This window comes from Ensifer sp. GW823-FHT05D09 (assembly GCF_058795755.1).
The window spans coordinates 20,762-38,132 of the sequence record NZ_JBXAIA010000011.1 but is presented as its reverse complement, the minus strand read 5'-3'; the positions used below and the strand labels follow the sequence as shown (position 1 = coordinate 38,132).

Sequence of the window (17,371 nt, the reverse complement as noted above, 5' to 3'; positions counted from 1 at the left end):
CGCCCAGTCATCGACATCCTAGGGATCCGACAGAATGAGAAAGCAGAGAGTAGCAATTATCGGCGGCAGCTCCGGCATCGGCCTGCGCGTTGCCGAGCGCGCGATCGACCTTGGCGCGGACGTGGTTATCGGCGGGCGCGACGCGGAAAAGCTGCAGCGCGCGGCAAGCAAGCTCGGTCCGGCCAGCCGCGCGCTGACGGTCGACAATGTCGATCAGGACTCCTTGCGCCGCTTCTTCGAGCAGGCAGGTCCGATCAACCACCTGTTCACGCCAGGCGCATCCTACTCGCGCGGACGGATCGACAAGGCGTCCGACGAGGTCGCCGAAAGCTCCTTCCGATCGAAGTTCTGGGGGCAGTATTATGCGGTGAAGCATGCGTTGCCGTACCTGGATACCAACGGCTCCATTACCCTGATGGCGGGCGCCTACAGCGTCAGGCCGGCGGCAGAAGGTGCCGCCTATGGCGCCTGCAATGCCGCGATCGAAGGCCTGGGGCGAGCGCTCGCCGTCGAACTGGCGCCGATCCGCGTGAACGTCATTTCGCCCGGCACGATCGACAGCGACCTGTGGCGCCGTCAGCCGGACGCCGTCCGGGAGGCTTCCTTCTCCAGCTATGGCGAGGCTGCGCTGCTCAAGCGGGTCGGCACCACCGATGAGGTGGCGCACACTGTCATCTACCTCATGGAGAACGGCTTCATGAACGGCTCGACGCTTTACCCCGACGGGGGCTTTGCCTTGCGTTGAGCCCAACCGCGGTGATTGACCGCTCCCATCACGTCAACACCATTCCCGTCGTATCGGGAATGGGCAAGGCCGCGGCGCCGTATCGCTCGATCAAGAGCGGCTGCTTTCCGTTGCTTTTGTGGGTCCGAGACACCTGAAGTCAGCCGATCAATGTCTGTCGCCCGCAACGCGTTGCTGTCCAGCGTCGGCGGGAAATCCCTCGGCAAAACCCCAAAGGTTGAAAATTCTCGCAGCTCAATCGTTGTCCGGACGGCTCTTGCGCCAACGTCGCTATATTTAGTCTATAATTTCAATAGATAATATTGAAAGGTCGCCAACAACAGGTAGGCTTCTCGTACCATTTGCGGCCAGTCACAACAGCAGTGTGCAGACACACCCAGATGAAGACGGCAGCGCCGCAGCACAGACAGTGAAGGAGCCTTCCATTGACCAACGCCAACTCATCCCTTCCGATTCTCGATTTGCAACGCTTTGCGGCGGGCCATCCCGAGCGGGCGGCGGCGCTTGACGAACTGCGCAGCGTCGCCCGCTCGGTGGGCTTCTTCTATCTGGAGGGGCACGGGATTGCGCAGGAGCAGATCGATGGCGTTCTCGATCTCTCGCGTCGCTTCTTCGCTCTGCCGGAACAGGACAAGCTGGCGATCGAAATGCGCAAGTCGTCGCATTTTCGCGGCTACAATCGCGCCGGCCTCGAATACACCCGGGGCACGCAGGATTGGCGCGAGCAGGTCGATTTCGGGCCCGAGCGCGAACGCATCGAGCTCAACGCTGGCGATGCGCCGTGGAAACGGTTGGTCGGTCCCAACCAGTTTCCTGACGCCCTGCCCGACCTGAAGCCGGCGATCCTCGCCTGGATCGAGGCAGTCACCCGCCTTGGTATCCGCCTGATCGAGGTTTTCGCCGAGGCGCTCGGTCAGCGCCCCGATGTATTCGAGCCGATCTACCGCGATGGGCCCAATCAGTTGTTGAAGATCATCCGCTATCCTGGCAGAGACAAGACGGAAAGCGACCAGGGGGTCGGCGCCCACAAGGACGGCGGTTTCGTCACCATCCTGCTTCAGGATGAAGTCGGCGGCCTGCAAGTCGACGACGGCAAGGGCGGCTGGATCGATGCGCCGCCGAAGCGCGGCACCTTCGTCATCAATGTCGGCGAGCTTCTGGAGCTGGCATCGAACGGCTACCTGCTTGCCAATGTTCATCGCGTGGTCACGCCGCCCGCCGGTGGTGATCGCCGCTCGGTCGCCTTCTTCCTCGGCGCCAACCTCGCTTCCACCATTCCAGTTCTCGACCTGCCACCCGAGCTTGGCGCAGAAGTTCGCGGTGTGACGCAGGACCCGCTCAACCCTCTGTTCCACGAAGTCGGGCGCAACGTCCTGAAATCACGCCTGAGATCACACCCCGACGTCGCTGCTGCCCACCACGCCGATCTGGTCGAACAGCTGAAGGTGCCGGTGCCAGCCTGAACAATGCAACTGCAACCGCTCAACCGCTGAAGGAAACAATCCATGACGATCCATCAAAAGCCTGAGGAACCTGCAGTCGAAGTCAAGGCGCCGAACGGCCTGCGCGATACGTCGCGGCCGCTTCAGCCCGAAACACTGGCGCTTCATGGCGGCAGCTATCGTTTCGATCCGGTCACCGGCGCGGTCGCGGTGCCGATCTATCAGACGACCTCCTACCAGTTGCCCGGGACAGACGGCGCCGACAAACTGTTCGCCCTCGAGGCCGCCGGCCATCTCTACACCCGTGTCTCCAACCCGACGCAGGACGCATTCGAGCAGCGCCTTGCCGAAATCGAAGGTGGTGCCGCGGCACTGGCGCTCGGGTCCGGTCAAGCGGCATCGGCCTACGCCGTGCTCAACCTTGCCAGATCAGGAGACAACATCGTTAGCGCCGCCGGCCTCTATGGCGGCACCTGGGCGCTCTTCGCCGCGACGCTGCAAAGCTTCGGCATCGAAGTGCGTTTCGTCGACGCGTCCGATCCCGAGGCGTTTGCCACGGCGACCGATGACAAGACGCGGGCCTACTACGCGGAATCCCTTCCCAATCCGAGCCTCGAAGTCTTCCCGATCGGCGAGGTCGCCGAGATCGGCCGCCGGTTCGGTATTCCGCTTGTCATCGATAACACGGCAGCACCGTTGACCATTCGGCCGTTCGATCATGGTGCTGCGATCGTCGTCTATTCCACCACGAAGTATATCGGCGGACACGGCACCTCGATTGGCGGCGCCATCATCGATAGCGGCACCTTTCCCTGGCACGACCATGCCGCGCGCCATCCCAATCTGCACGAACCGGACGCGAGCTATCAGGGAAAGACCTGGCTGGAGAAGGCCGCCACGATCGACTTTCATCCCTATATCCTGCGCGCCCGTGCCGTGCTGCTGCGCGACCTTGGTGCTGCCATCAGCCCGCAGAATGTCTTCCAGTTCATCCAGGGGCTGGAAACCTTGCCGCTACGCATCCGCCAGCACAGCGAAAACGCCATCAAGGTCGCTGACTTCCTGCGCTCGCATCCCAAGGTGGCGCGGGTCATCTTTCCGAAGTTTCAGGAAGGCGTCGCCAAGGCGCGGGGCGAAAGATACCTGCGCAATGGCCACTATGGCGCGTTGGTCGGTTTCGAGCTGAAAGACGGACGCGAGGCTGGCCGTCGCTTTATCGACGGGCTGCAGTTGCTCTACCACGTCGCCAATATCGGTGACGCGCGGTCGCTCGCGATCCATCCGGCAACGACGACCCACTCGCAGCTCTCCGAGGCAGACCAGCTGAGAACCGGCGTCACGCCTGGCTATGTCAGGCTATCGATCGGCATCGAGCATCCCGATGACATCATCGCCGACCTGAAACAGGCCATTGACGCCGCCTGAGCCGGCGACGTCCACAATCTGCTCTTTGGCCCAACCGTCAGCAACGGTTGGGCTTTTGGCATACTCGCTGACCGGCTCAGGACTTGCGCAGATCGAGGATGCGCCCGAGGGTCAGAAGTCGCGGCTTGCCGTCTTGCACAGCGCCCGCGAAGGTAGGCCCGAACAGAAACATCATACCTGCTGCGCTGCCACGGTCGGGCTGCGCCAGTGGTGGAAGGAAACGCCATGACGTTCGAAAATACCCAGGTCCTTCTTGCTTCCCGCCCAGACGGCAAGCCAAAACCGGATGATTTCGAGATCGGCCATTCCGCGATACCGGAACCTGCCGCAGGCCAGATCCTGCTGAAGATCCTCTATCTATCGCTTGACCCCTATATGCGCGGGCGTATGAATGCCGGGAAATCCTACGCAAAGCCCGTCGAGATCGGCAGCGTCATGGAAGGCGGAACGGTGGCCCGCGTCGTACGGTCACGCCATCCGGATTTCGCCGAGGGCGATTTCGTGCTGTCCCATTCCGGTTGGCAAAGCTACGCGCTCTCCGATGGTGTGGGCCTGCGCAAACTCGACCCGCAGGCAGCACCCCTTACAACCGCGCTCGGCGTCTTGGGCATGCCGGGCTTTACCGCCTATTCCGGCCTTTTGACGATCGGCAAGCCGAAGGCGGGCGAAACGGTGGTGGTTGCCGCAGCAAGCGGCGCCGTGGGATCGGCCGTTGGCCAGATTGCCCGCATCAAGGGCGCGCGTGCCGTCGGGATTGCCGGAGGTGCTTCGAAGTGTGCGTTCGTTCGCGACGAACTCGGCTTTGACGCGGTCATCGATCACCGCGCAGCCGATTTCACCGAGCAACTGGCAACAGCCTGCCCCGGCGGCATCGACGTCTATTTCGAGAATGTCGGCGGGCATGTCTGGGATGCGGTTTTTCCGCTGCTCAACGATTTCGCCCGCGTTCCCGTCTGCGGCTTGATCGCGCAGTACAACAGCCGCCCTGGCGAACAGACGGGTGGCGACCGCCTTCCCACCGTCATGCGCGACGTTCTGAGCAAGAGCCTGTCGATACGCGGCTTCATCCAAAGGGAGTTCGTCGACCAGCGCCCCGACTTCTATCGCGAAATGGCCGCATGGATTTCCGCGGGCAAGGTTCGCTATCAGGAAGATATCGTCGACGGTCTCGAAAACGCGCCGACCGCTTTCATCGGCCTGCTGGAAGGCCGCAACTTCGGCAAGCTCGTCATCCGTGTTGCCGACGAGGCGTGAAAGCCGGAGCGGCGGCACGCGGTGCCGCCGCCCGACGCCTAAGGATTTCCGACAATTCCGAGGCTGGCCTTGCCGAGGCCGTCTTCAATAGACGCGGCCAGTTCCGGTGCATAACTCCTCATAGCAGGCTCAGCGGTCAGCGAGATTTGCTGCGGACCTTCCGCCGAACGCATTTCGTCAAGAGCGCTGGTCGCCTCCTGCGTCAATCCGAGCTGACCGGCGACAGCCAGTCGCAGCAGATTGACGGCCCGGTCCGACGAGTTTGCAAGCTGGCGCACGCGAAGCAGGGCCTCTTCGTAACGACGCCCTCGATAGGCATCGAGGGCCAGCGTCAAAGCCGCGTCGTGATGCGTATACTCTCCATTTTCCTCTGCCAGTCGCGCCAGCCTCAGGCCTTCGGACCAATGGCCGGAGATGTACTGCAACAGACCCATTCTGGCTGGGATAGCCTCATCCAGCGGATTGAGTGCGCTGGCGCGCTGTCCCGACAGAAAGGCAGCTTCCCGGTCACCGGCCGCAAAACGCGCCATCATCTGCGCCACGTAGCTCTGGCTCGCCTGGGGAGCAAGCGCGACAGCTCTGTCGGCAAGCTTCAGTGCTCTGTTGCCAACGGTCGGCGAGGCGCCTGCCTCGCCCGTCGCCACCAGGACCATGGCCAGGCTGGCCGATACATCGGGATCATTTGCCTTGTAGGCGAGCGAGCGCTCCAGGCAAGCGAGCGCATTCGCGAAATTTTCAGCATCAGCCCGCGCCAGCGCCAGATCGGCCTGCAACACGCAACCATATCCCAGCGACGGCGCTGCTATCTGGCGTGCGGTCTCCAGACTGGTGACCACACCGTCTTCACCCGCAAGCGCGCGCGCAAGTCGCACCAGAAGGGCTTGCTGGACTTCCTCGACGTTCCCGCCATCTTCGAGCGTCAGTTTCGAGGCGCCGGAGCGCAAGGCCTCGTTGCTCTGCGGGTCTACCACCTGCCAGGCAAGCTCGTGAGCATCGTTTGCCATGTTGTAGCTGATCGACAGTTTATACTCCTTGCTGCCGGCAAGGCGGACAGCGGATCTGGGCGCAACCCAGCCGGTCACCGATGCGACGTCGATGCCCTCAGGCGGCTCCTGCGCCAGCGTCCGCACCGACGAGAACTGCGACAGCGCGTGGACCAGATAGCCCCCGACCCTGCGCCGCTCTTCGCTGCCTTTCAATTTTTGCGGTTCAACATCGACGATGATGGTCGGTTTTTCCGACAGGATCGGTTTCCAGGGAAATTGATCGGCCGTCGAAACATAAAAGGCAAAAGCAAGCGCCAAAACCCCTGCGCCGGCAAGGGCAACGTTCGCCATGGATAGGCGACGACCGACAACAGCCGTCAAAGACAATTGCTCGGGCGGCTCCGGCACATAAGAGGACATCGGCGGCGGAGCGAGCAGAACCTGCGGCGGTTTGCCGTCAGACCGGACAAAGAGCGGCACGTAGTTGCCCTTAGGCAGCTCGATACGCAGCGTGGCTTCATCGCCAAGCGCTTCATAGTATTGTGCCAATGCAGCGCGAAGTCGCGACGCCTCGACCCGAACGATGGGGTCCGTTGCCGGATCGAACGAACTCGGCCGGGCAAAGACGTCGATCGCGATCGTATAGGCCTTCACCGACGCTGACCGCCCGGCGAAGAACTCTTCAACCAGGTATCGCAACAGTTTGCGGTGGCGCTCGGTGCCGTGAAAGCGCGGATCGCTTAGCATGCGATCGAGTTCGGCTCTGGCCGAGCGTTCGGCAACAGGGCAATAAGCCGCTCGGTCCGCGTCTTCTCCTGTTTTCATACCGCGCCCCCATCTACCTACAACCCGAAAGAGAGTGCCAATGCGAGGTGAACTCTAGATCACACACCGGGCAGCGGGAAGTGAAATATTGACCCGTCACAAAACATTTTCAAAGAAACGCCGCAGGTTCAAAATGAAACAGTGTCCGGACTTGAAAACCACTGAGTTCTCAGGGGAAAACCGATAGAACAGGGCGATGCCATACGAATGAATAACTAATCACATTGGATTAGATTTGTTATCTGCATTGGCAAGACAGATGGAAATCACTTCCTCTTCGATCTCCAGGCAGATCAGTTCGTACTCCGACACCATCGAAGTATCCTGCGGATCACGCCGGCGCTGGCGATCAAGCATGGCATCCGCCTCGTCATAGGCCTCGCAAAGACTGGCGAGCGGCATGTTCTTGGCAGTCAGAAGCTGCAACTGGCCGCGCAGCGCCGGAAGCTTGAGCATCAGCTTCAAAAGTCCCCGTTGTTTGGCTTCGTTGGGCATTGTGCTCTACCCGATTGAACGATGATCGATGCTTCATGCCACACCTACGCGCGAAGACCTCCTTCACGCGCATCTTGCACAGATCGAGCGGTGTCACCGCCACTCTGATTGCCAGCGTCTCGTTGAGATTTGCCTATCTGACGGATACAGTCTCGGGACAGGCAGATGACCAACTTCCGCCTGCACCTCTCTCCTGCGCTGCAGATTTGCAGGAACCTGGTCCGTGCGGAAGTACGTAACAGTTACATTGGTGCCGACCGCTTGACGCAGGCTGCATAAAGGCGCGGAACCACGCCGCTGGCACGCATCGGATCATGCATCGCTGACCGGGCCAGAGGATTTTCGCCGCGGCCGCTTTTTCATGAACCGCCAACGCGCGACAGACCGCAGCCGGTGCTGCTTGCCCGGCTTGGGCGATGCGCTACAGTTGTCGTTGCCAGGCGTTACGCTTGGGCTGCTGCGATCTTCGGCCTTCAATCGCTGCCGATTGTAACTGTTACGTACTTCAACGCGGAATGCTGCTTCGCTTAGAATACCTGCGGCGACATCCGGCGACGGACCCTATCGCGTGTTGAGCACAACGGAGAGAATTCCATGCGATCCTTGGACAAGATTTCTCGTGAACGACGTATTGTGACGTCCCTTTCCGCCGGGATTGCCGCGACCGTTATGACGCTGTTGAGCACAGAGCTTGCGGCAAGCGACGACAAACTGAGCGGCCTGCCGTCGCTTGTCCTTGGCGGACAGACGGCGACAGCGCAGACGTTCCAATTCGAGACCCCGTTCAACAATCTCGTCAATGCGGGGCCACTCTCAATTGTGCTCGAAAAGACAACTCTCGACGAGGTCAAGACCGCGTTCGGAGGCAACATTCGCAGCCGCTCTGTGGAGGGACTGTCGATCGGCTGGCTGTGCTACGAGCTTGCGACCGGTAACCTGCCTCGGCGCATCTGGTTCGTCGCAAACGGCCGAGACGCCGCAACGCCCGCCGAAAAGCCGGTGACGTTCATCTCCACCGAAGAAGTGGCCGGCGACACCGATAAATGCGACACCCCAACCGTGGAGCTCGCCCCCCTGCTTCTACCGGTTCCGACCTTGAAGGACGGCACCGAAGCCTTGGAAAAACGCTTCGGCGCAGCGCCGCAGCAAGGGATGGCGCGCTACGCCCACGAACACCAGGATGAACAGAACACCACGGTTATGCAGTCGCTCGTTTACAGACTGAAAGACGGCCATATCGATGGCATCGCCTTCACACAGGTTACATCGAAATAGCAGCCATATCGGCATCACTCGCCGCTATATCGGGGGCGAGTGATGTGGCCGCGACGTTGCCTATTTCTCGAAGGCGTAGATCCTGTTCCAGTCGTCCTTCATGTCGACGAGCAGCCACTTTCGCTGCTCGGCCTCGGTCATCGCCTTGTCGAGCTTGCCGATATGCGACTGGCGATCATAGGCCCATTCGCGCTCGCCGTCGGTGTGATGCACGATCATCCCGAAGCTCGGCCCGGAACCAGATGTAACCCACCGCAGCATTTCGTAGTCGCCGTCGGAATTGCCGGCTGCAAAGATCGGCCGCTTGCCAATGAACTTGTTGATCCCCACCGGCTTGCCGGGACCGTCATCAACGAAGTCCACCTTCGGCTCGCGCATCAGCACGGGTGTGTCGCCCTGCAGTTCGTACTTGGTGGTTATGGTGCTGCCGACGACCTGCTCCGGAGGAATCCCATACATCTGCTCGGTCATCGTGCGCATGAACTCGACGCCGCCGCCGGAGACGATATAGGTCTTGAAGTCGTTCGCCCTGAGATACTCCAGCAACTCGTTCATCGGCAGGAAGGTAATCTCATTGTAGGGCCGGTCGAAGCGCGGGTGCTTCGCGCTCGCAAACCAATCCTTGACGATCTTCGCGAACTCGTCGGTGGTCATGCCCGCATGCGTTGCCATTGCGAGTTCGACCAGGCCCTTTTCGCCCGAGGCAACAACGCCAGCCATATCGCCCTTGAGCAGCGATGCGAACGGCTCCTTGTCCTTCCATTCCGGATGGTCCGGGGCCATGGCCTTGACACGGTCATTGATGAACATGCCCTGGAAGTACATCGGCTGCTCGCTCCAGAGCGTGCCGTCATTGTCGAAGACTGCGATGCGGTCCGCCTTGGCGACGAAATCCGGACCACCTTCGCTTGTCACCCGCGTCACGAAGTCGATGATGGCCGATTTGGCCTCGCCGTCGTTCCAGGAAGGAAGGTCAGCCGGAGGCGCATCGGCGGCCAGGGCAAGCGCAGGCGCCGCCAGCATCAGGGCGAGCGAAGCGGCTGCAGCCATAAAGGTCCGCCGCCGCCAGCCTTTCGCTCGTGAATTCCCTGCAATCGGCGCGCGCCGTCCTGCTATCATGGTCATCGGGTACCCTCCTCAGCTGAAACAAGACTGCCTTGGCAAAGACGCTCAGACCCGCCGGATGCAGCGGAAGCCGATATGGGTCGTTGCCGCATTCTCTTCGTGTGCATGGCGAGCTGCCGGGCGGTAGCGACGGCAATAGTTTGGCGCGCAGAGGTGGGACCCGCCCTTTACCACCCGCCGCGCGATCAGGATTTCCGGCTGCCTCGGATCGAAGCTCGCCTCGAGTCCGCCACCGCGCGGATTGGAGGGGATGCAACAGCTTTTTTGCGCAGGTGCCGGATGATTGGTCGACCAGTAGTCGCTCGTCCATTCCCAGACATTGCCGATCATGTCGTAGAGGCCATAGCCGTTAGGAGGAAAGCTGGCGACCGGAGAGGTACGCTCGAAACCATCAGGACGCAAATTCTCCGTCGGGAACGTGCCGTGCCAGGTGTTGGCCATGAAGTGGCCATCCGGCACGAGTTCATCGCCCCAGGCAAATTCCGCCCCCTCCAGGCCTCCCTTGGCGGCAAATTCCCACTCGGCCTCCGTCGGCAGATCCTTGCCCGCCCACGTGGCATAGGCCATGGCGTCGACATAGGAGATGTGCACGACGGGATGGTCGAGCTTGCCGCGGATATTGCTTTGCCGGCCGTAGGGCCGTCGCCAATCGGCGCCGAACTTGAAGTCCCACCATTGCGAGGAATCCCGGCTGACGACCCGTTTGGGTGGATCGAAAATGACCGAACCCGCCCGCATCATTTCCGGTTTGGCACCTGGATAGTCCTTGGGATCGGGCGCCTTCTCGGCAACCGTGACATAGCCGGTTGCGTCCACGAAGGCCGCGAATTGCCGGTTGGTGACCGGCGTTACATCGATCCAGAAACCGTCGACCTTGACCGGATGGGCCGGCGCCTCTTCGGGGTAATGATTGTCAGATCCCATGATGAAGGTGCCACCCTCGATCCAGACGGGCTCGCGCGCGCTGATCGCCATCGGCGTTTCGTCAGGGACCTGCCTTGCCGATAAGACTTGCATAGGGCCGAATACTCCCTTCGAGGATGTCCCGATTATCCTAGTCGCCCCAAGCCTAAACGCAAATCTTGCGCATCCAAAGTACGTAACAGTTACGACGAAACAGAAAATGTGGGCCGAAGCGTTTCTCCTCGGCCACGCAGGACGCAACGCCGCAATCGTCTCCTTCGTTACTGTTACATTCTTTCCATTGGGCCACATGTAACCTTAATCTGCGTTGGCAGTTCACAGGGGCCGGCGGGAAGGGCTAGATTTCATGGGTACACGTGACGACATCGAACTTCTCGGCAAGCGCATCGGCCAAGCCATTGTCGGCCAGGAGGGCATGATCGAGCGCCTGCTGCTCGGTCTCCTGAGCAATGGCCATCTGCTCGTCGAGGGCCTGCCGGGGCTTGCCAAGACGCGGGCGATCAAGAGCATGGCGAAAAACCTCGACGCGCAACTGTCCCGCATCCAGTTCACGCCGGATCTTCTCCCCTCCGACATCACCGGCTCGGAAGTTTATTTCACCGAAGGCGGCAAGGGCGAATTCCGCTTTCAGCAGGGACCGGTCTTTGCCAACCTCATCCTGGCCGACGAGGTAAACCGCGCGCCGGCGAAAGTGCAGTCCGCCCTGTTGGAGGCGATGGAGGAGCGGCAAGTCACGGTCGGCGGTGCCAGCCACGAACTGCCCGGCCTCTTCATGGTCATGGCGACACAGAACCCGATCGAGCAGGAAGGCACGTATCCCCTGCCTGAGGCGCAGCTCGATCGTTTCCTGATGCACATCCAGGTCGATTATCCCGACGCCAAGTCGGAGGCCGAGATCATGCGGCTGGTGCGATCGGAAGAAACGGCCGTCACCTCGAAAGCGAGGTCGGACGAAAAGCTGGCTCAGGATGCGGTGTTTTCGGCGCGCAAGGAGATCTCAGCGATAACCGTTTCGAGTGCGATCGAGGATTACATCGTCGCTCTCGTCATGGCGACGCGCTACCCGGACAAGCTCGACAAGGATCTCTCCAAATGGATCCAGGTGGGCATCAGCCCGCGTGGCGTCATCGGCCTCGACAAGGTCTCGCGCGCCCATGCATGGCTGAAGGGCCGAGATTTCGTCACGCCGGATGACGTGCAGGCAACCGTGCACGATGTTTTTCGCCATCGCCTTGTCCTTTCCTATGAAGCCCACGCCGGCGGCACGACAGCCAACCAGGTCATCGACCGGATCGTGCAGCAGGTTGCTGTCGCCTGAGAGATGGAGAAGGTCCGATGGCAATATCCCTTTCCGCATTCGCAAGGTCGAAGGGCATCTCCCGTCCCGGGAAGGCGGAGGCATCAGGCGCCTACACCTCCGTCGACGAACTGGTCGCGCTTGAGGCAATCGCCTGCGACCTGACCTTCCTTCGCAAGGCGCCGGTGCGACGATTGATGGCCGGACGTCATGAATCGCGCATGCGTGGCCGTGGGCTATCCTTCGAGGAACTTCGGGAATACTTGCCCGGCGACGACGTTCGCACCATCGACTGGCGGGTGACGGCACGGACAGGAAAGCCGGTCGTGCGGGTCTATGACGAGGAGAAGGATCGACCGGCACTGGTGATCGTCGACCAGCGCATGAACATGTTCTTCGGCAGCCGGCGTGCGATGAAGTCGGTGGCGGCAGCGGAAGTGGCGGCACTCTGCGCCTGGCGCATCACGGCGCTCGGCGACCGGGTCGGCGGCTTCGTGTTCGGTGACGAGAGCGTCGATGAGGTCCGCCCCCACCGCAGCCGCGAAGCCGTCATCCGTTTTGCCGACGTCATCGTGCGCCACAACACCGCACTTACCGCCGCCTCCCAGGTTGCAAGGGGCGACGAGCAATTGGATCTGGTGCTTTCAACCGTCGCCAATATTGCCAAACACGATCATCTGATCATCGTCATCAGCGATTTCGACGGGCACGACCTGGAAACGCGCGACATGCTGCTGAAGCTGTCTGCTCATAACGACGTGATCGCCATCCTGATCTACGATCCCTTCATGCTCGAGTTGCCGCGCAAGGGCGACATCGTCGTCAGCGGCGGTGCTCAGCAGGCCGAACTTCAGTTCGGCCGTGGAAACGTCCGCGAAGCGATCGACAGCTTTGCCCGCAAGCGCGGAAGGGCGCTGAAGGCATGGCAGGAGGATTTGGGCCTGCCGATGCTGCCCATCTCCTCGGCGGAAGAGATTGCACCGCAATTGCGCACCATGCTCGGCCAGCTCGCCTGGCGTCAGCGGAGGCGGTAGCGATGGAGGGCACCACGCCAGCGGTCGATCCCGGGCTTGCTGCCGCGCTCCGCGGCCTCGCCGACATCGCCTTGCCGCCTGATGTCTCGATGCTGCCGCAGACCTGGGCGTGGGCCGTACTAGCCGTTCTCGCTCTCTTGGCGATCGCCTTTGCGCTCTGGCGCTGGTACCGCTACCGTCAGCTCAATCGTTACCGTCGCGAGGCGCTTGGCGCGCTGCGCGAGATCGAAGGGCGTATCGGCGCTGCTCAAACACGGGGACATGCGCTCGCTGCACTGCCCGCCCTTCTCAAGCGCACGGCGCTCGCCGTCTGGCCGCGTGAGACGGTTGCCAATCTGAGCGGCAGCGGCTGGATCGGCTTCCTCGACGCCCATTCCGGTGGCCCGGTCTTTCCGGCAGCGGCAGCGCATTTCTTCGAAGAGGCGGAGTACCGCGGGCCGGCAGCGTTGGCATCTGTCCCGGAAGCCGAAGCGAAGGCCCACATCGCGGCGGCACGCCATTGGATCGAGGCGCATCATGTACGTCCTTGATCATCCGTGGCTGCTCGTGCTGCTACCGCTTCCCGTCGTCATCTGGTGGCTGCTGCCTGCCTATCGCGAACAATCGTCGGCGATCCGCTTTCCCTTCTTCAAGGACATCACCGCGGCAGCCGGCATCGGGGCGACCGAAGGCTCGGTGGTGCCGAAAACCAATCTCGGGCAAAAGCTGATTGCGCCGACCTGCTGGATCCTGGTCGTCCTGGCGCTGGCCCGGCCGCAATACATCGAGCCGCCGATCGAAAAGACAGAACCGCAGCGCGACCTGATGCTGGCGATCGACCTCTCGCAATCGATGGACACCCGCGACTTTCACGATCCAGCCGGCAATCTCCAGGCCCGCGTCGACGCCGTACACAAGGTCGTTGCCGATTTCATCGACAAGCGCCCGGAGGACCGCCTCGGCCTCATCGCCTTTGGCGATGCGCCCTACCCCCTCGTGCCGTTTACACTCGACCACAAGACGGTCCAGGCGATGCTTGCCGATAGCCTGCCGGGCATGGCCGGCCCGCGCACGGCGATCGGCGATGCGATCGGCCTCGCCATCAAGATGTTCGACCAGAGCACGGCGCCGGATAAGGTCATGATCCTTCTGACCGACGGCAACGACACGGCAAGCAAGATGCCGCCTGACAAGGCCGCCGGCATCGCTGCCGATAAGCATATCGTCATCCACACGGTGGGTATCGGCGATCCCAATGCACAAGGAGAGCAGAAACTCGACACGTCGGTGCTGCAGCAGATCGCAACAGCGACGAACGGTCGATATTTCTTCGGCCAGGATCAGGCGTCGCTCGAGAAGATCTACGTGCTTCTCGACCAGCTGACGCCGGCCAACCAGAAGACCCTGTCCTGGCGTCCGCGTATCGAACTGTTCCACTATCCACTCGGTGCGGCGCTGATCGTCCTCCTCCTCTATCACTCCGCGATGTGGCTCCTCTCGGCGCGGACGGCCCGGCAGCGCGAGCGGGAGGCGGACGCATGATCGTCGATTTCCATTTCCTGCGCCCCCTCTGGTTGTTGGCACTGCTGGCCGCGCCCCTGCTCGTCGTCCTGATCGGCCGGCGCACCGACGTGCGTTCGCAATGGAAGGGCATGATCGCGCCGCATCTTCTCGACCATCTGCTGATCGAGAAGGGTGGGAAGCACCGGTTCCACCCCGTCCACTTGACTGCAGCCCTGATCGCGATTGCAGCGATCGCTGCCGCCGGGCCGACATGGCAGCGTGAGAAACCGCCCTTTGTCGAAGACACCGCACCGCTGGCGATCGCCATCGATCTCACCGAAACGATGAACGCCACCGATATCTCGCCAACCCGGCTTGAGCGCGCCAAGCTCAAGGTGCAGGACATCCTTTCAATGCGAAAGGGCGCACACACCGCGCTCTTTGCCTATGCCGGCACGGCCCACATGGTCTTGCCGCTCACCGACGATGCCAATCTGATCCGGACTTATCTCGCCGCCCTGTCGCCCGGCATCATGCCGGTTTCCGGCCGGGACACCGGTAAGGCGCTGCAAGTGATGGAAGCCGCGCTTTCCAGCGAGACCGTTCCAGGCACGATCCTGTTCATGACGGATGGCGTCGAGCGCACGGCGTTCGACGCCTTTGCGCAGTACAAAGGGCGCAATGACCTGATGGTGCTCGGCATCGGCACCGCCGACGGCGGCCCGGTGAAGACGGCCGGCGGCCAGTTTCTGACGGATGCGACGGGCGCGCGGGTTCGCGCCAAACTCGACGTCGATGCGCTGAAAGCCTTGCAATCGGCTTCGAAGACGCAGGTGGCAACCGTCACGCCCGACGATAGCGACGTACGCTGGATCGTCAGGCGGATCCAGACCAGCTTTGCACAGAAGACGGCGGAGGGTCTGACACGCTGGTACGATGCCGGCTGGTGGCTGACCATTCCAATCACGTTCCTGGCCGCGCTCTGGTTCCGTCGCGGTTGGACGGTGCGCTGGGCGGTCTATCTGGTTGCCATCGGCACGGTGCTTTCGGGAGCAAAAGCCGAAGCGGCCGATCGCAGCTTTGTCGATCTCTGGTTCACCCCGGATCAGCAGGGACAACGCGCCATCGCGCGCGGCGATTTCCAGGGTGCAGCCGGCGATTTTGCCGATCCGGCCTGGCAGGGCGTGGCGCTCTACCGCACCGGTCGTTACCAGGACGCCATCGATGCCTTCGCGCAAGCCGATACGGCCGAAAGCTACTACAATCAGGGCAACGCCCTGATGCACCTCGACAAGGCCGAAGAGGCGATTGCCGCCTACCAGCAGGCGCTGAAACGCCGCCCGGACTGGGCCGAAGCCAAACAGAATCTGACGGTCGCCGAAAAACGCAAGGCCGACAAGGACAAGCAGGATCAGGACGCCCAACAGGAGGCCGCCGGCCTCGACCCGGACCAGGTCCAGTTCGACGACAAGGGCAAGAAGGGCAAGGAAGGAACCGTCGCGGGCGCGCCACAGACCGCCGAGATGTGGATGCGCAACATCCAGGTTTCGCCAGCCGACCTGCTCGCGCGGAAATTCGCGATCGAAGCGAAGGATGCGCAACCATGACCCTTTGCATCTGGCGCCCGCTTCTCTGGCTCGGCGCCCTCTGGCTATCACTCGCCAACGTCGCCCTGGCCGCCGACCCCTTCGCGCGTGCCACGCTCGCCACCAAGGGAACGATCTATACCGGCCAGCAAATCGAAGTCGACGTCGACGTCTTCGCTCCCAATTACTTTCTGTCGCCGCCGCAGTTTCCGCTGTTCGACCTGCCGGGCACTGTTGTCACGATGCCCGACGATCGAGGCCTGAACCAAAACGAGACCATCAACGGCGTTGCCTTTTCCGGGATCCGCAAAACCTACATAATTACCCCGCAGGCAGCCGGCGACTATGTATTGCCGCCGGTCGATATCCCATTCGGCTACGCCGCCGTTCCGGGCGAAACAGCACAAGGCCAGGTGAAAATGCCGATGCTGCGGTTCACCGTCACGGCCGTACCCGGAGGCGCTGACGGTCGGTCGACTGTCACCTCCGCCAAGGTGACCATGACCCAGACCTTCGATCGCGACCCGGCAAGCCTCAACGCCGGTGATGCCCTGGTCCGCACCATCATCGTCAACGCGCAAGGGCTCGCAGCGATGATGATCCCGGAGCCGTCCTTCGATGCGCCTGAAGGCGCGCAGGTCTATGTCCACGATCCCGTTCTTTCCGAGGACAGATCCGACCGGGGCGAGTTCCGCGGTGGCATTCGCAAGGACACGGCCACCTATGTTTTTGCGAAAGCTGGTGAGTACACGATCCCTGCCATCCCCTTGCAGTGGTTCGATCCGGCACTCGGCAAAGCCCAATCGGTCGACGCGCCTGCGGCCAAGGTGTCGGTTGCGGCAGCACCTGCCAACGCGACGGGCCTTGCTCCACCATCCCCATCGCCGGACGAAGCGCCCTTCGACTGGTTGTGGTGGATTGCCGCTGGCCTTGCCGTTGCGACATTTGCGCTCGTGATCCAAATTGCCGCCGTTTTGGCCGGTCGCGTCCAGGCATGGTTAGACGAAGTCCAGGCGGACCGAGCGCAGTCCGAACCCACGGCCTTCCGCCGCGTCGACGAGGGATGCCGTAGCGGCGACGCCCAACGTCTTGAAGCGGCGATCGACGCATGGTCACGCAAGACGGGGAATGTGCCGTTGACGGAGTGGCTCGAACGCTTCGCCGACCCCGGGACGAACGCAGCCTTCGCCGACCACCAGCAGTCGCTTTATCGCTCCACGCAAGCGGCTCAGAAGCCCGATCTCCTGCCACTCAGAGCCGGTCTCACCAAGGCGAGGCGTCGCTGGCTCGAGCAAACCTCCGACATCGAGCCGGCGTCAGACAATGGCCTGCCCGATCTCAATCCGGTGTTCGAAACAGACGTGCTGAACACGCGCTAACGCTTGGCCACCGGGACGTTACGGCCCGATGCAGGCTTTCGTAACCGTTACGTACTTGCCGGTTGCACGCCGTTCAACCCACAGTTCAGCGGTACGA

At 62.0% G+C, this 17,371-nt stretch carries 15 protein-coding genes; 11 read left to right on the top strand and 4 right to left on the bottom strand.

Going from position 1 to position 17,371, the window contains the following annotated elements; translation table 11 throughout:
- The first annotated feature begins 34 nt into the window (after positions 1–34).
- From AC1Q80_RS25645 to curA, 4 genes are all read left to right on the top strand, one after another.
- A complete protein-coding gene (locus AC1Q80_RS25645; protein WP_492362247.1) occupies positions 35–745 on the top strand; it encodes an SDR family oxidoreductase in 711 nt (236 codons plus the stop codon).
- 425 nt (positions 746–1,170) lie between these two features.
- A complete protein-coding gene (locus AC1Q80_RS25640; protein WP_492362246.1) occupies positions 1,171–2,208 on the top strand; it encodes an isopenicillin N synthase family dioxygenase in 1,038 nt (345 codons plus the stop codon).
- A gap of 42 nt (positions 2,209–2,250) precedes the next feature.
- On the top strand, positions 2,251–3,612 hold the full coding sequence (locus AC1Q80_RS25635; RefSeq protein WP_492362245.1) for an O-acetylhomoserine aminocarboxypropyltransferase/cysteine synthase family protein: 1,362 nt from the start codon (positions 2,251–2,253) through the stop codon (positions 3,610–3,612).
- A 225-nt stretch (positions 3,613–3,837) separates the two neighbouring features.
- Positions 3,838–4,866, top strand: coding sequence for an NADPH-dependent curcumin/dihydrocurcumin reductase (gene curA, locus AC1Q80_RS25630; protein WP_492362244.1), 1,029 nt, complete (start codon positions 3,838–3,840; stop codon positions 4,864–4,866).
- 38 nt (positions 4,867–4,904) lie between these two features.
- Here the strand turns inward: curA and AC1Q80_RS25625 are convergent, their stop codons facing one another.
- Positions 4,905–6,677: a tetratricopeptide repeat protein gene (locus AC1Q80_RS25625; RefSeq protein WP_492362243.1), complete on the bottom strand. Its 1,773-nt coding sequence runs from the start codon at positions 6,675–6,677 to the stop codon at positions 4,905–4,907.
- A 219-nt stretch (positions 6,678–6,896) separates the two neighbouring features.
- Positions 6,897–7,172 carry a hypothetical protein gene (locus AC1Q80_RS25620; protein WP_173423127.1) on the bottom strand — a complete coding sequence of 92 codons (276 nt, stop codon included), beginning with the start codon at positions 7,170–7,172 and terminating at the stop codon, positions 6,897–6,899.
- 669 nt (positions 7,173–7,841) lie between these two features.
- Between AC1Q80_RS25620 and AC1Q80_RS25615 the strand changes: the two genes are divergently transcribed.
- Positions 7,842–8,447, top strand: coding sequence for a PQ-loop repeat-containing protein (locus AC1Q80_RS25615; RefSeq protein ID WP_492362242.1), 606 nt, complete (start codon positions 7,842–7,844; stop codon positions 8,445–8,447).
- A gap of 60 nt (positions 8,448–8,507) precedes the next feature.
- On the opposite strand, the gene AC1Q80_RS25610 is transcribed toward AC1Q80_RS25615, so the two are convergent.
- On the bottom strand, positions 8,508–9,470 hold the full coding sequence (locus tag AC1Q80_RS25610) for an HAD family hydrolase (protein WP_492362365.1): 963 nt from the start codon (positions 9,468–9,470) through the stop codon (positions 8,508–8,510).
- 147 nt (positions 9,471–9,617) lie between these two features.
- A complete protein-coding gene (locus AC1Q80_RS25605) occupies positions 9,618–10,547 on the bottom strand; it encodes a formylglycine-generating enzyme family protein (protein WP_492362241.1) in 930 nt (309 codons plus the stop codon).
- Between the two features lie 295 nt (positions 10,548–10,842).
- On the opposite strand from AC1Q80_RS25605, the gene AC1Q80_RS25600 reads away from it, so the two are divergent.
- From AC1Q80_RS25600 to AC1Q80_RS25575, 6 genes are read left to right on the top strand one after another with little or no spacing between them, the layout of a single operon-like run.
- Complete coding sequence (locus AC1Q80_RS25600) at positions 10,843–11,814, top strand: AAA family ATPase (protein WP_173423130.1); 972 nt, start codon at positions 10,843–10,845, stop codon at positions 11,812–11,814.
- Between the two features lie 17 nt (positions 11,815–11,831).
- Positions 11,832–12,827, top strand: a complete 996-nt coding sequence (locus AC1Q80_RS25595; RefSeq protein ID WP_492362240.1) for a DUF58 domain-containing protein — start codon at positions 11,832–11,834, stop codon at positions 12,825–12,827.
- 2 nt (positions 12,828–12,829) lie between these two features.
- Positions 12,830–13,357 carry a DUF4381 domain-containing protein gene (locus AC1Q80_RS25590; RefSeq protein ID WP_173423132.1) on the top strand — a complete coding sequence of 176 codons (528 nt, stop codon included), beginning with the start codon at positions 12,830–12,832 and terminating at the stop codon, positions 13,355–13,357.
- A complete protein-coding gene (locus AC1Q80_RS25585; protein ID WP_209790074.1) occupies positions 13,344–14,348 on the top strand; it encodes a vWA domain-containing protein in 1,005 nt (334 codons plus the stop codon). The genes AC1Q80_RS25590 and AC1Q80_RS25585 overlap by 14 nt, the downstream gene beginning before the upstream one ends.
- The gene (locus AC1Q80_RS25580; protein WP_492362239.1) at positions 14,345–15,916 is read left to right on the top strand and encodes a VWA domain-containing protein; all 1,572 of its coding nucleotides are present in this window, start codon (positions 14,345–14,347) and stop codon (positions 15,914–15,916) included. Before AC1Q80_RS25585 ends, AC1Q80_RS25580 begins: the two co-directional genes overlap by 4 nt.
- On the top strand, positions 15,913–17,274 hold the full coding sequence (locus AC1Q80_RS25575; protein ID WP_492362238.1) for a BatD family protein: 1,362 nt from the start codon (positions 15,913–15,915) through the stop codon (positions 17,272–17,274). Before AC1Q80_RS25580 ends, AC1Q80_RS25575 begins: the two co-directional genes overlap by 4 nt.
- The last annotated feature ends 97 nt before the right edge of the window (positions 17,275–17,371 follow it).

Excerpts from the sequence above, each read along its gene's own strand:
- AC1Q80_RS25620 (WP_173423127.1), bottom strand. The coding sequence starts at position 7,172 with ATGCCCAACGAAGCCAAACAACGGGGACTTTTGAAGCTGATGCTCAAG.
- AC1Q80_RS25635 (WP_492362245.1), top strand. The coding sequence starts at position 2,251 with ATGACGATCCATCAAAAGCCTGAGGAACCTGCAGTCGAAGTCAAGGCG.
- AC1Q80_RS25625 (WP_492362243.1), bottom strand. The coding sequence starts at position 6,677 with ATGAAAACAGGAGAAGACGCGGACCGAGCGGCTTATTGCCCTGTTGCC.
- AC1Q80_RS25600 (WP_173423130.1), top strand. The coding sequence starts at position 10,843 with ATGGGTACACGTGACGACATCGAACTTCTCGGCAAGCGCATCGGCCAA.
- AC1Q80_RS25595 (WP_492362240.1), top strand. The coding sequence starts at position 11,832 with ATGGCAATATCCCTTTCCGCATTCGCAAGGTCGAAGGGCATCTCCCGT.
- AC1Q80_RS25605 (WP_492362241.1), bottom strand. The coding sequence starts at position 10,547 with ATGGCGATCAGCGCGCGCGAGCCCGTCTGGATCGAGGGTGGCACCTTC.
- AC1Q80_RS25610 (WP_492362365.1), bottom strand. The coding sequence starts at position 9,470 with ATGCTGGCGGCGCCTGCGCTTGCCCTGGCCGCCGATGCGCCTCCGGCT.
- curA (WP_492362244.1), top strand. The coding sequence starts at position 3,838 with ATGACGTTCGAAAATACCCAGGTCCTTCTTGCTTCCCGCCCAGACGGC.
- AC1Q80_RS25615 (WP_492362242.1), top strand. The coding sequence starts at position 7,842 with ATGACGCTGTTGAGCACAGAGCTTGCGGCAAGCGACGACAAACTGAGC.
- AC1Q80_RS25580 (WP_492362239.1), top strand. The coding sequence starts at position 14,345 with ATGATCGTCGATTTCCATTTCCTGCGCCCCCTCTGGTTGTTGGCACTG.
- AC1Q80_RS25575 (WP_492362238.1), top strand. The coding sequence starts at position 15,913 with ATGACCCTTTGCATCTGGCGCCCGCTTCTCTGGCTCGGCGCCCTCTGG.
- AC1Q80_RS25645 (WP_492362247.1), top strand. The coding sequence starts at position 35 with ATGAGAAAGCAGAGAGTAGCAATTATCGGCGGCAGCTCCGGCATCGGC.
- AC1Q80_RS25585 (WP_209790074.1), top strand. The coding sequence starts at position 13,344 with ATGTACGTCCTTGATCATCCGTGGCTGCTCGTGCTGCTACCGCTTCCC.
- AC1Q80_RS25590 (WP_173423132.1), top strand. The coding sequence starts at position 12,830 with ATGGAGGGCACCACGCCAGCGGTCGATCCCGGGCTTGCTGCCGCGCTC.